This window comes from Streptomyces sp. NPDC017991 (assembly GCF_044328075.1).
Lineage (GTDB): Bacteria > Actinomycetota > Actinomycetes > Streptomycetales > Streptomycetaceae > Streptomyces.
Map to the genome: position 1 here is coordinate 22,438 of NZ_JBIRGP010000019.1, position 15,254 is coordinate 37,691.

General features: G+C 70.4%; 7 protein-coding genes. 6 read left to right on the forward strand and 1 reads right to left on the reverse strand.

The window, feature by feature from the left end; genetic code table 11:
- Positions 1-425 precede the first annotated feature (425 nt).
- From acnA to ACH4DZ_RS40330, 6 genes are all read left to right on the forward strand, one after another.
- Positions 426-3,140 carry an aconitate hydratase AcnA gene (gene acnA / locus ACH4DZ_RS40305; RefSeq protein WP_398294035.1) on the forward strand — a complete coding sequence of 905 codons (2,715 nt, stop codon included), beginning with the start codon at positions 426-428 and terminating at the stop codon, positions 3,138-3,140.
- Positions 3,141-3,659: 519 nt separating this feature from the next.
- Positions 3,660-4,376, forward strand: a complete 717-nt coding sequence (locus ACH4DZ_RS40310; protein ID WP_398294037.1) for a response regulator transcription factor — start codon at positions 3,660-3,662, stop codon at positions 4,374-4,376.
- Positions 4,373-5,968 carry a sensor histidine kinase gene (locus ACH4DZ_RS40315; protein ID WP_398294039.1) on the forward strand — a complete coding sequence of 532 codons (1,596 nt, stop codon included), beginning with the start codon at positions 4,373-4,375 and terminating at the stop codon, positions 5,966-5,968. The genes ACH4DZ_RS40310 and ACH4DZ_RS40315 overlap by 4 nt, the downstream gene beginning before the upstream one ends.
- Before the next feature lie 581 nt (positions 5,969-6,549).
- Positions 6,550-7,923: a DUF3500 domain-containing protein gene (locus ACH4DZ_RS40320; protein WP_398294041.1), complete on the forward strand. Its 1,374-nt coding sequence runs from the start codon at positions 6,550-6,552 to the stop codon at positions 7,921-7,923.
- Positions 7,924-8,208: 285 nt separating this feature from the next.
- Positions 8,209-9,324 (forward strand): lytic polysaccharide monooxygenase, encoded by a 1,116-nt coding sequence (locus tag ACH4DZ_RS40325; protein ID WP_398294043.1) that lies wholly within the window; start codon positions 8,209-8,211, stop codon positions 9,322-9,324.
- A 279-nt stretch (positions 9,325-9,603) separates the two neighbouring features.
- Positions 9,604-10,974 carry a hypothetical protein gene (locus ACH4DZ_RS40330; RefSeq protein WP_398294045.1) on the forward strand — a complete coding sequence of 457 codons (1,371 nt, stop codon included), beginning with the start codon at positions 9,604-9,606 and terminating at the stop codon, positions 10,972-10,974.
- 36 nt (positions 10,975-11,010) lie between these two features.
- Here the strand turns inward: ACH4DZ_RS40330 and ACH4DZ_RS40335 are convergent, their stop codons facing one another.
- Positions 11,011-14,850, reverse strand: coding sequence for a GH92 family glycosyl hydrolase (locus tag ACH4DZ_RS40335; protein WP_398294047.1), 3,840 nt, complete (start codon positions 14,848-14,850; stop codon positions 11,011-11,013).
- Positions 14,851-15,254 lie beyond the last annotated feature (404 nt).

The following is a 15,254-nucleotide window of genomic DNA, read 5'->3' on the forward strand; positions in this document are numbered from 1 at the left end:
CCCCGAATACCGGTCGGCACGCCGAACGCCCTTGCGGGCGGGCCGGGTTCGGCCGCGGTCCGGCCCCGGACCGGCCCCGTCCCGGCCGAGGGGGGCTTCTCGCTCGGCGTCCGGGCGCGCGGGTGGAGTGCTGTGGAGTGTCACCGACTCATGGGCGTCACCGGTTTACGAGGCCCGCGTCACGGCCACCCGTCCGGTTCGCACCGTGCGCGACACGATCGGATGAGAGCGGTCACAGGCCTCCGGGCATGACCGTCCCGTGGTCATGTACTAGAGTTATCTCGACATCGAGATATCTGCCGAGGCGTGCCGCAGCCGCCCGGAACCGGTAAGGGTTACCTAACTTAGCTTGACCTTAGCGGATCGGCCAAGAGGGCGTGGCGGCAGGATGCGGTGGTACGCGCACATGAATGAAGGAGACTGTCGTGTCGGCGAACAGCTTCGACGCCCGTAGCACGCTCAGCGTGGGCGACGAGTCCTACGAGATCTTCCGGCTGGACAAGGTGGAAGGCTCGGCCCGCCTTCCGTACAGCCTCAAGGTCCTGCTGGAGAACCTGCTCCGTACCGAGGACGGCGCGAACATCACCGCCGACCACATCCGTGCTCTCGGCGGATGGGACTCGCAGGCCCAGCCCAGCCAGGAGATCCAGTTCACGCCGGCCCGCGTGATCATGCAGGACTTCACCGGCGTGCCCTGCGTCGTGGACCTCGCCACCATGCGTGAGGCCGTGAAGGAACTCGGCGGCGACCCGGCGAAGATCAACCCGCTGGCCCCGGCCGAGCTGGTCATCGACCACTCCGTCATCGCCGACAAGTTCGGCACCCACGACGCGTTCGCCCAGAACGTCGAGCTGGAGTACGGCCGCAACAAGGAGCGCTACCAGTTCCTGCGCTGGGGCCAGACCGCCTTCGACGAGTTCAAGGTCGTCCCGCCGGGCACCGGCATCGTCCACCAGGTCAACATCGAGCACCTGGCGCGTACGGTCATGGTCCGCAAGGGCCAGGCGTACCCCGACACGCTGGTCGGCACCGACTCCCACACCACCATGGTCAACGGCCTCGGTGTGCTCGGCTGGGGCGTCGGCGGCATCGAGGCCGAGGCCGCGATGCTCGGCCAGCCGGTCTCCATGCTCATCCCGCGTGTCGTCGGCTTCAAGCTGACCGGTGAGCTCACGCCCGGCACCACCGCCACGGACCTCGTGCTCACCATCACCGAGATGCTGCGCAAGCACGGTGTCGTCGGCAAGTTCGTCGAGTTCTACGGCGAGGGTGTGGCGGCCACGAGCCTCGCCAACCGCGCCACCATCGGCAACATGTCGCCGGAGTTCGGCTCCACCGCCGCGATCTTCCCGATCGACGACGAGACCCTGAAGTACCTGCGGCTGACCGGCCGCGACGAGCAGCAGGTCGCGCTCGTCGAGGCGTACGCCAAGGAGCAGGGCCTCTGGCTCGATCCGGCCGCCGAGCCCGACTTCTCCGAGAAGCTGGAGCTGGACCTGTCGACGGTCGTCCCGTCGATCGCCGGACCGAAGCGCCCGCAGGACCGCATCGTCCTCGCCAACGCCTCGCAGAAGTTCGCGCAGGACGTCCGCAACTACGTCGAGGACGACGACGAGGCGGGCAAGGAGTCCTTCCCGGCCTCCGACGCCCCGGCCACCACCAACGGCGTGCCGTCCCGCCCGACCACGGTCACGGCCGCCGACGGCTCGACGTACGAGATCGACCACGGCGCCGTCACCGTCGCCGCGATCACCTCCTGCACCAACACCTCGAACCCGTACGTCATGGTCGCCGCCGCGCTCGTCGCGAAGAAGGCCGTGGAGAAGGGCCTGACCCGCAAGCCCTGGGTCAAGACCACCCTCGCGCCCGGCTCCAAGGTCGTCACCGACTACCTCGACAAGGCGGGGCTCACCCCCTACCTCGACAAGATCGGCTTCAACCTCGTCGGCTACGGCTGCACCACCTGCATCGGCAACTCCGGCCCGCTGCCGGAGGAGGTCTCCAAGGCCGTCAACGAGCACGACCTCGCGGTCACCTCGGTCCTCTCCGGCAACCGGAACTTCGAGGGCCGGATCAACCCCGACGTCAAGATGAACTACCTGGCCTCCCCGCCGCTGGTCGTCGCGTACGCCATCGCGGGCTCCATGAAGGTGGACATCACCAAGGACGCGCTGGGCGCCGACCAGGACGGCAAGCCGGTCTTCCTCGAAGACATCTGGCCGACCGAGGCCGAGGTCAACGACGTGGTGGCGAACACCATCGGCGAGGACATGTTCAACAAGTCCTACCAGGACGTCTTCGCGGGCGACGCCCAGTGGCAGGCGCTCTCCATCCCCACCGGCAACACCTTCGAGTGGGACGCGCAGTCCACCTACGTGCGCAAGCCCCCGTACTTCGAGGGCATGACGATGGAGACCACCCCGGTCTCCGACATCACCGGCGCGCGCGTGCTCGCCAAGCTGGGCGATTCGGTCACCACCGACCACATCTCCCCGGCCGGTGCCATCAAGGCCGACACCCCGGCCGGCAAGTACCTCACCGAGCACGGTGTGGAGCGTCGTGACTTCAACAGCTACGGCTCGCGGCGCGGCAACCACGAGGTCATGATCCGCGGCACGTTCGCCAACATCCGCCTGCGCAACCAGATCGCGCCGGGCACCGAGGGCGGCTACACCCGCGACTTCACGAAGGAGGACGCCCCCGTCTCCTTCATCTACGACGCCTCGCGCAACTACATCGAGCAGGGCACCCCGCTGGCCATCCTGGCCGGCAAGGAGTACGGCTCCGGCTCGTCCCGCGACTGGGCCGCCAAGGGCACCGCGCTCCTCGGCGTCAAGGCCGTCATCGCCGAGTCGTACGAGCGCATCCACCGCTCGAACCTCATCGGCATGGGGGTCATCCCGCTGCAGTACCCGGAGGGGCAGACCGCCGAGTCCCTGGGTCTGACCGGCGAGGAGGCCTTCTCCTTCACCGGCATCACCGAGCTGAACGAGGGGACCACCCCGCGTACGGTCAAGGTCACCACCGACACCGGTGTGGAGTTCGACGCGGTCGTCCGCATCGACACTCCCGGTGAGGCCGACTACTACCGCAACGGCGGCATCCTGCAGTACGTGCTGCGCAGCCTGATCACCAAGTAGGCGCTCCGCGCACGGCAGTCGAGGGCCGCACTCCCGTACGTCCGGGGGTGCGGTCCTTCGCCGTGCGTGGGGTGGCGCGGGGTGTACGGGGCGACGGGCGGGTGCGCCGGCAGTCGCGACCAGCCCCGTTCGCGCCGTTCCCCGCGCCCCCGAAAGGACTGCGCCGTTCCCCGCGCCCCTAAAAGATTGCGCCGTTCCCCGCGCCCCTGAGGGGCAGGGCCGCAGCCGAGCCCTCGCCCCAGAAGGGGCGCGGGGAACGGCGCGGCCAGCCAGAGCGGACCCGCACTGTTCAGGGGCGCGGGGAACTGCGCGGCCAGCTACAGCGGACCCGCGCTTTTCAGGGGCGCGGGGAACTGCGCGGCCAGCCAGAGCGGACCCGCACTGTTCAGGGGCGCGGGGAACGGCGCGGCCAGCTACAGCGGACCCGCACCTTTTCAACGGCGCGCGGACGCGCTGACGCACGGGTGTGGCTCAGGTGGGGCACAGGGTGCTGCCAGCCGAACGGGACAGGATCACTACATGTCTGGCACCCGAAGCGAGCCCGTCCGCGTGCTGATCGTCGACGACGAACCAGGTCTGACGGAGCTGCTCTCCGTGGCCGTCACGGAAGCCGGCTGGCGGCCCTACCCGGTGGCGGACGGACAGTCCGCGCTGCGCGTCGCACGCGCCCGCGCCCCGCACGCCGTGGTCCTCGACGGCATGCTCCCCGACCTGGACGGAATCCAGGTCCTGCGCCGGCTGCGCCAGGAGAACCCGAAGCTGCCCGTCCTGATGCTCACCGCGCGCGACGCGCTGGAACACCGCATCGACGGCCTCGCCTCCGGCGCCGACGACTACGTGACGAAGCCCTTCTCCCTGGAGGAGGTCGTGCTGCGGCTGCGCGGACTGCTGCGGCGGTCGGGTGCCGAAGCCACCGGGTCCGGCGGTTCGGTGCTCGCCCTGGGGGACCTGGTGCTGACCGAGGAGACCCGGGAGGTGCACCGCGACGGTACGCACGTCCAGCTCACCGCCAAGGAGTTCGACCTGCTCGGCCTGCTGCTGAGCCATCCGCGCCAGGTGCTGAGCAAGACCCAGATCCTCGACCACGTGTGGAGCAGCTGCTTCGACGGCGGAGGGAACCTCGTCGAGGTCTACATCTCCAGCCTCCGCCGCAAGATCGACAAGGGGCGGACGCCGATGATCCACACCGTACGGGGCGTCGGGTACGCCATCAGACCGCCGGGGGCCGGCAGATGAGGCTGCGCCTGCCGGAGCGGCGTTCACTGCGCACCCGCCTCCTGCTCTTCATCGGCGGCATCCTGGTCGTCGTCTGCGCGGCGATGGCGCTCACCACCGTCCTCGCCCAGCGCGCCTATCTGATGGGCAATCTCGACCAGCGCGTCACCGACGCCGCCGAGCGCAGCCAGGGCGGACTGCAGCGCCGCACGGGCGACGACACGGACCTCGACTTCCTGAACGAGCGCGGACAGGCGGTCGGCACACTCGCCGCCCGCTTCGACACCGACACCGATGCCGACACCGATGCCGATGGCGATGGGACCGGACAGGTCATCGCGGCCCAGGTGGTCACGGACGACGGTACGCAGCAGACCCTCACCACCGCCCAGCGCGCCGCCCTGGACGGCATCGCCACCGACGGATCCCTGCACACCCGTACGATCCCCAGCCTCGGCACCTACCGTGTGACCGCCATCGCGGGCGACGGCGTCCCCGTACTCACCGGGCTCCCGATGGACGACGTACAGGACATGATCGGCGGCCTGGTCCTGATCGAGGCCGTGGCGGGCGGCCTCGGCCTGGCCGCCGCGGGCGTGGTCTGCGCCGTGGTGATACGCCGTCAACTGCGGCCGCTCGGCCGGGTGGCCGCCACCGCCGTCGAGGTCTCGCGGGTTCCGCTGGGCCGGGGCGCGGTCACCGGCCTCACCCGGGTACGCGAACGGGACACCTACCCCGGCAGCGAGGCCGGGCAGGTCGGCGCCGCGCTCAACCGCATGATCGACCACGTGGAGTCCTCGCTCGCCGAGCGCCAGCGCAGCGAGGAACGCATGCGCCGCTTCCTCGCGGACGCCAGCCATGAACTCCGTACGCCGCTCGCGTCCATCGCCGGATACGCGGAGCTGATGAACCGCGGCACGCAGCGGATCGAGCCCACGCTTGCCTGGCGGCGGGTCTCGGCCGAGTCGGCGCGCATGACGGGCCTCGTGGAGGACCTGCTGCTGCTCGCCAGGCTCGACGAGGGGCGCCCGCTCCAGTCGTCCGAGGTCGACCTCGCGGCGTTGGTCGCCGAGGCCGTGTGGGACGCGCGGGCGGCGGGCGGCGGCCACGACTGGCAACTGGCGCTGCTCCTCGACACCCCCGCGCTCGTCCTCGGCGACGAGGCCCGCCTCCATCAGGTGGTGGCCAACCTGTTGGCCAACGCGCGGGTACACACGCCCGCTGGCACGACGGTCGTCGCCTCGGTGGAGGCCACGGAGGCGCACTGCGTGATCCGCGTCCGCGACGACGGCCCCGGCATCCCGCGGCACCTGCTGCCCGCGGTCTTCGAACGCTTCACCCGTGGTGACGTCTCCCGTTCCCGCAACGCCCCCGCCGACGGCGGCTCCGGACTGGGCCTGGCCATCGTCGCGGCCATCGCGGCAGCGCACGGCGGCCGCATAGACGTACGGAGCGAGCCGGGGCGCACGGAGTTCACCCTCACCCTGCCGCCGTCCCACGTGCTCCTGGAGGCACCCTCGGCGACACCTCCGGCGACACCTCCGGCGGTGCCGGCCACGGGCGCACCACGACCCGACGTGCCCCGAGGGGCCCCCGCCCCCGATCCACGCTGACCACCGAGCAGGACGGGGCCCCGGCACGGCGGGGCCCCACCCCGGCCCACTCAGGGGCCCGGGCGGCTCCCGCAGGCCGGGAGTCCTGTGCGGGCGCGTGGGGGCTGGTCGCGCAGTTCCCCGCGCCCCTCAATGGCGGGGCGGGGCCCCACTCCGGCCCGCTCAGGGGCGCGGGCGGGGCCTGCGGGCCGGGAGTCCTGTGCGGGCGCGTGGGGGCTGGCCGCGCAGTTCCCCGCGCCCCTCAAAGGCGGGGCGGGGCCCCACTCCGGCCCACTCAGGGGCGCGGGCGGGGCCTGCGGGCCGGGAGTCCTGTGCGGGCGCGTGGGGGCTGGTCGCGCAGTTCCCCGCGCCCCTCAAAGGCGGGGCTGCGCCCCGGCCTTTGCCCCTCAGGGGCGCGGGGAACTGCGCGATCTTTCGCCCTGAAGGGGCGCGGGGAACTGCGCGACCAGCCACAACGCACCCGCACCCAACCCCACCGCCCACCACCCCCCCCACTTCAGGTGAGACTCAGGTTCCCGCCCCACAGTCGTCCCGCGCGGCCGTCCGGCAGGGATCGGCCCACGGTGAAGAGGGGTTGGCCCATGGCGGAGCAGGAGCGGCCGGTTGCGACGACGGAGTTCGACGGCGAGGAGCCCGGGGCACACGAGCCGCGGACAGGCCGTCAGGCCCACGCGGACCGGCGGAACTTCATGCGCAAGGTCTTCTTCGCCGGCGGCGCCACCGCGGTCGCGACGATGGGCGGGGCCGGCGCCTGGGCCGCCCTCGCCGCCGACGAGACTGGCGCCACCGCCTCGGCGGACCCGAGCGGCACCCCGAGCGGCACCCCGAGCGGAGCTCCCAGCGGAGCCCCCGCCGGCGCCGGAGGCCCCGGCAATCAGTCCGTCACCGAGGACTTCTTCGGCCTGACCACCGACGGCAGGAAGATCGACGACCTGTTCACGGTCCACTCCGAGGGTGTCGCGACCGCCCCGGTGATCGCCGCGGCCAACGCCTTCCTGGCCGGACTGAGCGCCACGCAGAAGTCGTCGACGCAGTTCACCGTCCACTCCACCGAGTGGCGGCTGTGGAGCAACGTCGACGCGTACGACCGTCAGGGCGTCTCGATCGCCGACCTCTCCGACGAGCAGCAGGCGCTCGGCAAGGCCCTGCTGAAGTCGGCGCTCAGTGCCGAAGGACTGGAGACCACGGAGAGGATCCGCCGGATCAACCAGGCCGCGGGGGAGGCGATCGACAACACGGACTCCTTCAACGAGGAGGCCTTCCACTACACGGTGATGGGCACGCCGTCCGCCACCGAGCCCTGGGGCTTCCAGTTCGACGGGCACCACCTGGTCATCAACTACTTCGTGCTCGGCGGCCAGGTCGTCATGAGCCCCTGCTTCTGGGGCTCGGAGCCGACCGAGATCGAGATCGACGGCACGACCGTCTCCGTGTGCAAGGAGGAGGTCACGGCGAGCCTCGCCTTCATCAACTCCCTCACCGAGGCCCAGCGGACGGTCGCGGTCGAGTCCACGACCAAGTCGAACGAGTCCATGAAGGCGGGCGCCTTCGCCGACAACGCCGTCCAGGAGTACACCGGCATCCGCGGCACGGCCCTCACCGGCGCCCAGAAGCTCAAGCTCCTCGGCATCGTCGAGGCCTTCGCCGGCCGGGCCAGGGCCGATGTCGCCGAGGCCCGACTGGCCGAGGTCCGGGCCCGTCTGAACGACACGTACGTCACCTGGGCGGGCGGCATCGCGGACGACTCGGCCTTCTACGTCCGGGTGCACAGCCCGGTCGTCTGGGTGGAGGTCGACTGCCAGGCCCCGGGCCCGCTCGCGGGCGCGTACGGCGCCTCGCAGGGCAGTGGCGCGACCCAGATGCACGTGCACTCGATCATCCGCACCCCGAACGGCAACGACTACGGGAAGGAGCTCCTGCGACAGCACTACCTGACGTCTCCCCACCACCGCTGAGATTCGTCGCGAGCCCCCTGGGCGTCCGAGAGTCACCCGTCATCGTGAGGGCCGCACCCGCCCGGGTGCGGCCCTCACGCGTCAGCCGTTTACATGTGCATCGCGCCGCGCTAGCTTCGACAGCACGTGGGGTGGGAGCGCTCCCATTCAGGGTGGACCGGAACCCGCCCCGGGGCCGCCCCCACCTCACACATCCCGCACGTACACCAGCGGCGCGACCACGCTCTACCTCGTCGCCACACGCACACCACACGGCCTGTGAACGAAGGGATGGACGCTACTGTCATGAGCCTGACAATCTCCCCGACCCCGCCACCTCGACACCCGCCACGCCGCTCACCGCTCGGCCGCCTCCCACTGCGCGCCCGCGGCAGAGCCTTCCTCCTCATCCTGCTGGCCGTCTTCGTCACGGTCCCGGCCCTCGGCCTGGTCGTCTCGGCGGGCGGCGAGGCCGAAGCCCACGGCACCCCCATGAAGCCCGCCAGCCGCACCTTCCTGTGCTGGCAGGACGCGCTCACCGACACCGGTGAGATCAAGCCGATCAACCCCGCCTGCAAGGCGGCCCAGCAGGTCAGCGGCACGACGCCGTTCTACAACTGGTTCTCGGTCCTGCGCTCCGACGGAGCCGGCCGCACCCGCGGCTTCGTGCCCGACGGCGAACTGTGCAGCGGCGGCAACACCAACTTCACCGGCTTCAACACCCCGAGCGCCGACTGGCCGCTCACCCACCTCACCTCGGGCGCGACCGTCGACTTCTCCTACAACGCGTGGGCCGCGCACCCGGGCTGGTTCTACGTCTACCTCACCAAGGACGGCTACGACCCGACCAAGGCGCTCACCTGGAACGACATCGAGGCCCAGCCGTTCCTGAGCGTCGACCACCCGGCGCTCAACGGGTCCCCGGGCACGGTCGAGGCCAACTACTCCTGGTCCGGGCAGCTTCCGGCAGGCAAGTCGGGCCGCCACCTCGTCTACATGGTCTGGCAGCGCTCGGACAGCGCGGAGACCTTCTACTCCTGCTCCGACATCGTCTTCGACGGCGGCAACGGAGAGGTGACGGGCATCCACGACCCGGGCAACCCGACCGAGCCCCCGGCCGGCGTCTGCTCGGCGAGCCGCCGTACGACGGGCAGTTGGTCGGGCGGCCACCAGTCCGAGGTGACCGTCACCAACAACGGGGACGTGCCGCTGCTCGGCTGGATGGTCGACTGGTCGCTGCCGACAGGGCAGTCCGTCGCCAGTCTCTGGAGCGGCAACGCCACGTACAGCGGCCAGAACGTGATGGTCCACAACGCCGACTGGAACGGGTCGCTCGATCCGGGCGAGAGCACCACGTTCGGTTACGTCGTCCAGGGCTCCGGAGGTGATACGGCGACCGCTCCGGCGTGCCGACCGGGCTGAGCGGCTTCGCAGCCCGTCCGGGACCGGCCCCGTCGACTCCGGGGCGGGATCCTCCCGGGGTGCTCTGGGCGGACCCGGTGGCCGTAATCCACCGGGTCCGCGAGCCGGGCAGGTCGGGGGAATGCCTGGCCGGAGGGGAGGGGGTCGTGTGGACCACGGACACGACAACGTTGTCCGGTGGTCCGAAAGCGACTCTACCTCCCCAACGGAGCGCGCAGCCAACGCAGTTGGAATCTTGAGCCACTTCTGAGGTTGGTACGGTCTCCCGCGGGAGGGCTCATGAACGAGCGGGACACGGTGCGGCGCCCGGCTGCCGTCTGCCTGGCACTGGTGATGCTGCTGACGCTGGGCGGACTCACCGGCTGCGGCACCGTCATGGACACGGGGAAGAAGTCGTCGATCGCGGTGCCGGACCTGTTCTATCTCCGGCCGCACGGGGACGACTCCGGGCCCGAGAAGAAGGTGCCCTTCCATGTCCGGGCCAAGGACGTGACGGCCAGGAGCGGCTTCGGAGCGCAGGACCACCGGCTCACCGTGGACGTCACCGGGTCCGGCCGGACCGTTCGGCTCAAGATCTCGAAGATCCGCAAGAAGAACCCCAGGTGCTCCGGGACCGCCACCCGGGTCGTCTGCAAGGTGAACGGCGACTACGACAGCTGGACCGACCTGGACCGCGTCCATCCCTACGCCGCCCCGGACGGCCGGCCCGGCGACAGCGCGGAGGTACGTTTCCGTTTCAGCACGCGCAAGGGGAGGACGCTCAGCGCCGGCACCCGCGTCGTCGTCGGCGAACCCGTCGTCAAGGTGCGTACGACGAAGGTGTTCGAGGACGTCGGGCCCGGATCCGTCCTGCGCACACCCCTCGTGGTCCGCAACACGGGGGAGGTGCCCGTGCGGGGCGTCGGGCTGCTGCTCGCCGTCGGCGGCGGTCTGGGTTTCGAGGACCGGTACCGCAACTGCCGCTATCCGGCGGCGCAGAAGGGCTTCCTCGCGGTGTGCGAGTTCCCCGATCTGCGCGTACCCGCCGGGAAGGCGGTCGTCCTCCACCCGGACCTGGCGCTGGACGTCTCCACCACGCAGCTGTACACCTCCTTCCGCCAGGAGGCGTGGGCCCTGGACATGGGCCCCGCGCAGTACAGCGTCGTACCCGAGGGCGGCGACCCCGGCGACGGCCCGCGGCTGACGACCGGCACCGCGAAGGGACCCGACCTGGAGGGCACGTTCGCGGGCGGTGACGTGGAGAGCGACATCGAGGTGGACACCCACGCGGACTTCGAGGTCTTCCCCGCCGAGGTGAGGGGCGCGCGGGGCACCGAGCACACCGTGCGTCTGAAGGTGCGCAACAACGGGCCCGCCACCCCCGGGAGCACAAGGCTCCTGTTCACCCCGCCGCCGAGCGCCACCGTGGTCGAGCAGCCCGAGGAGGCCATCGACGAGGACGTGTACGAGCCCTCCTGCGAGCTGGACAGGGGCACGTACTCCTGCCCCGTGCGCAGCGGGCTCGAAGCGGGGGAGACGAGCGCCTTCGAGTTCACGCTCCGGCTCGGTGGGCCGGGCGAGGGCGGCGTGAGCGTGACGGACACCGCCGACACCTCCCGCCGCGACCCCGACCCCGCCAACGACACGGCACCGGTTACCGTCCTGCCGTAACCGGTGCCGTGTGCGGGTGATGCGTGCCGGGCCGGATCAGCTCAGCAGTTCCACCTCCGCCAGCGTCGCCTCACCGTCGAGGACCAGGCGGTACTTCGCGTACGTGCCGGGTGCCGCGACCGAGAAGGCCCGCGTCTGCCTGTCCCAGGCGAAGGACTGCCCGGAACGCTTGTCGAGGTCCTTCCACGTGGTCCCGTCGGACGAGCCCTGCAGGACCCAGCCCTTGGGAGCCTTGGCCCCCTCGGCCGACGTCAGTGTGTACTGCACGGCCTTGACCGGGTCGGCGGTCGGCAGGTCCGCGGACGCGACGGTGGCGCTCGTGCCCGACGTGTTGTCGAACAGGGCGCCCTCGCCCTTGACGGCGTCGGTCCGGGGAGCCGGCACCTTGTCGTCCTTCGTGATCGACTCGGGCGCCGCGTTCTTGCCGGTGCCCCACGAGGAGGGCTTCGGCCCCATGTCGAACTCGATCACCGCGCCGCGCGAGAGCACCGAGTGCGGGAGCGAGGTCGACGTCCACTTCTTGCCGTTGACCTTCAGACCCTGCACGTAGACGTTCTTCGCGCTGTTCTTCGGGGCCTTCACGACGAGGTCCCGGCCGTTCTCCAGGTGCACGGTCGCCTTGGTGAACAGCGGTGAGCCGACGGCGTACTCGCCGCTGCCCATGACCAGCGGGTAGAAGCCGAGCGAGGAGAAGAGGTACCAGGCCGACTGCTCGCCGTTGTCCTCGTCGCCGTGGTAGCCCTGGCCGATCTCGCTGCCCGTGTAGAGCCGCGAGAGGACCTCACGCACGTTCTTCTGGGTCTTCCAGGGCTGGCCGGCCGCGTCGTACATGTAGTTGACGTGGTGGGCCACCTGGTTGGAGTGCCCGTACATGCCCATCCGGACGTCACGGGCCTCGGTCATCTCATGGATGACGCCCCCGTACGAGCCGACGAACTCGGGTCCGGCGGTCTCCGGGGTACCGAAGTACGTGTCCAGCTTCTCCGCGAGGCCCGACCGGCCGCCGTACAGGTTGGCCAGCCCGCGCGAGTCCTGCGGCGCGGTGAACGCGTACCCGTAGCCGTTGGTCTCCGTGTAGTCGTAGCCCCACACACGCGGGTCGTACTTCTCGGAGTCCACCCGCCAGTCGCCCTTCGCGTCCCGGCCCTGGAAGAAGCCGGCCTTCGAGTCGAAGAGGTTGACGTACTCCTGGGCCCGGTTGAGGAAGTACGCGGACTCCTCCTTGTACTTCTTCTTGCCGGTCTCCCTGTAGAGCGCCTCGCCCATCTTCGAGATGCCGTAGTCGTTGAGGTAGCCCTCAAGCGCCCACGACAGGCCCTCGTGGGTGTCGGTGCTCGTGTAGCCGATGAAGGGCGAGGTGGCCATGCCCTTGCGGCCCACGCCCGAGGAGGGCGGCACGACGGTCGCGTTCTTCACGGCCGCGTCGTACGCCGACTCCGCGTCGAAGTCGACGCCCTTGACGTACGCGTCCGCGAACGCCACGTCGGAGGAGGTGCCGGTCATCAGGTCCGCGTAGCCGGGCGAGGACCAGCGCGAGGTCCAGCCGCCGTCCTTGTACTGCTGCACGAAGCCGTCGACCATCTCACCCGCCTGGCCGGGCGTGAGGAGCGAGTAGGCCGGCCACGTCGTCCGGTAGGTGTCCCAGAAGCCGTTGTTGACGTACACCTTGCCGTCGACGATCTTCGCGCCGGTGTGCGTCGGGGTGTCCGGGCCCGGCATCGCCGAGAACGGCGAGGCGTACTGGTACTTGCCGCCGACCTTCTCGAAGCCGGAGTTCGGGTACAGGTACAGCCGGTAGAGGCTGGAGTACAGCGTCGTCAGCTGGTCCGGGGTCGCGCCCTCGACCTCGACCTTGCCCAGGATCCTGTCCCACGCCTTCTGGGCGCGTGACTTGACCTTGTCGAAGGACGTGCCGTCCGGGATCTCCTGGCGGAGGTTGTCCTTGGCCTGGTCGATGCTGATGAGCGAGGTGGCGATGCGCAGGGTGACCGTGCGGTCGGCGCCCGGCTCGAACTTCAGATAGCCCTTGACCCCCGAGGAGCTTCCCTCGGTGACGGGCGCGTCGAAGGTCCCGTACACGAAGAGGCGGGTGGCGCCCGTCGACAGACCGGACTTCACGTCCGAGTAGCCGGTGAAGGTGCCGCTCTCCTTGTCGAGGGTGAGGCCCGCCTGGTCGGTGACGTTGTCGAAGAGGACGTTCGCGTCGTCACCGGGGAAGGTGAACCGCATAGCCGCCGCGTGGTCCGTCGGCGTCATCTCCGTCTTCAGCCCGTTCTCGAACGTCACGCCGTAGTAGTACGGGCGTGCCGTCTCGTTCTCGTGCCTGAAGGGCAGCGCGCGGGCGGTGCGGCCCGTCTCCGGGGTGCCGGACGCGGCCGACGGCATCACCTGGAAGGTCTGCCGGTCGCCCATCCAGGGGCTGGGCTCGTGGCTCGCGCTGAACGCCTGGACGGTCGGCAGGTTGTCCGCGTTGTTGGAGCGCGCGTAGTCGTACAGCCAGCTCAGCGAACCCGCGTTCGTCACCGGGGTCCAGAAGTTGAAGCCGTGCGGCACGGCCGTGGCCGGGAAGTTGTTGCCGCGCGAGAAACCGCCGCTGGAGTTGGTGCCGCGGATGGTCGACGCGTAGTCCGAGAGATGCGCCTTCGGCTTCCCGGGCTTCTGCACACTCAGGTTCACGTCGTCCAGCCAGCCGCGGAACTTGGCGGGCCCCTTCGGGGAGTCGTACGCGACCAGGATGCGGTCGACGGTCCGGCCGGCCGCGACCGAGCCGATCCGCGAGGTGACGTTGTTCCACTGGTTGACGTACAGCACCTTCGAGGCGCCCTGGCCCTGCGGTGTCAGCGCGAACCCGTGCTGGTCCTGGGCGCGCAGGTCACTGAGGTAGGTGCCGTCCGTGAAGGCGAGGTCGACCGACACGTTCGTGGCGTCGTAGTCCCGGTCGCCGTCCGCCATCGACGGGAAGATCCGGTACGCCAGCTCGGTGTCGCGGCCGACGGCCACGTTCACGTCGAAGACCTTGTTGTACGAGTAGGCGCGGCCGTCCGCCTTGTGGGTGCCCGCGTACCGCAGGGCCTTCTTGCCGGTGAAGCCCGCGCCCGCCTTGGCCGTCGGGGAGCCGCTCGGACCGCGGTCCACGAGGGAGAGCATGTCCTTGGGCGTGGGGTCTTCCTCGTCGCCCGTCGAGAACTGGACGTCGGCGAGCTGCAGGGCGTCGGAGGCGCCGTTGTTCTTGGTGATGTCGAGCCGGAAGTGCTGGTACTCGGCCGGTTCGCCGAGCTTGTACGACTTCGTCTGGAACCGTTCGCCGAAGGACTCGCCGGTCCGGGTGTCGAGGGTCTTCCAGTCCTTGCCGTCCGTGGAGCCCTGGAAGGTCCAGTCGACGGGGTCGCGCTCGTCGTGGTCGTTGGCCGACGTGAGCGCGTACGTGAGCAGCTTGACGGGGGCGTCCAGCTCGAACTCCGCCCAGCCGGTGGGCGCGAAGGTCAGCCACTTGGTGCTGGGCTCCACATCGGCGAGGTTCTCCTTCACCTCGCCCCCGCCGGTGTTCTCGGCGCTCGCGCGGACGTCCGTGACGTGGTCCGTCACATTGCCGGGGATGCCGGTGCTGAAGCCGCCGTCGACCCCCGCGGCGCGCTTGGTGCCGTCCGCCGAGGTGTCGACCGTGTTGAGCCAGTCGGGTGCGGGTTCACCCGTCTCGAAGGAGGAGGCGAACTCCCGATCTGCCGCCGCCGCTTCACCGGGACGGGCTACGGCGGCGCCCTGCGAGGCCACCACCAGTGCGAAGGCGGCCGCTCCGAGGACCGCCGTGGAACCCCACCCGTGCCGTGTTCCGAGCCGGGATCTGTACAGAGACCCTTGCCGAGATCTGTGGTGCATGCGCCAGCACCCTCCCTGTCACGTGCGCCTGGACAACGTTGTCAAAATCGCTGCGCAGGTCCAGTAGGGAGTCAAGTGGCCAGTGCTGTCAAGGGTGTTGGATGTGGCGTACGGGGGTAATGCCGACAGCCGACTCGACCACCCCCTCGTGGGCGCACCTGTCGGCTTCCTGTTCGGGCCCTGATCGTTGCCTGATCGCCCGCTGTGTGGCAAGGGGGTTGCTGCCGGAACTCCGGGCCGTCGTGGCGCCCGGGACGCGCTTCCGGCCTCCGGCCGGGGGCCCCACGGGCCGCACGGGGCGCACGGGGCGCAGGCTCAAGTGCGTCCGGCGTGCGGGTCCGTGCCCCGGCGGGTTCTTGCGGCTTCCGGCCGGGGCCCCCACGGGCCGCGCGGGGTGCAGGCTG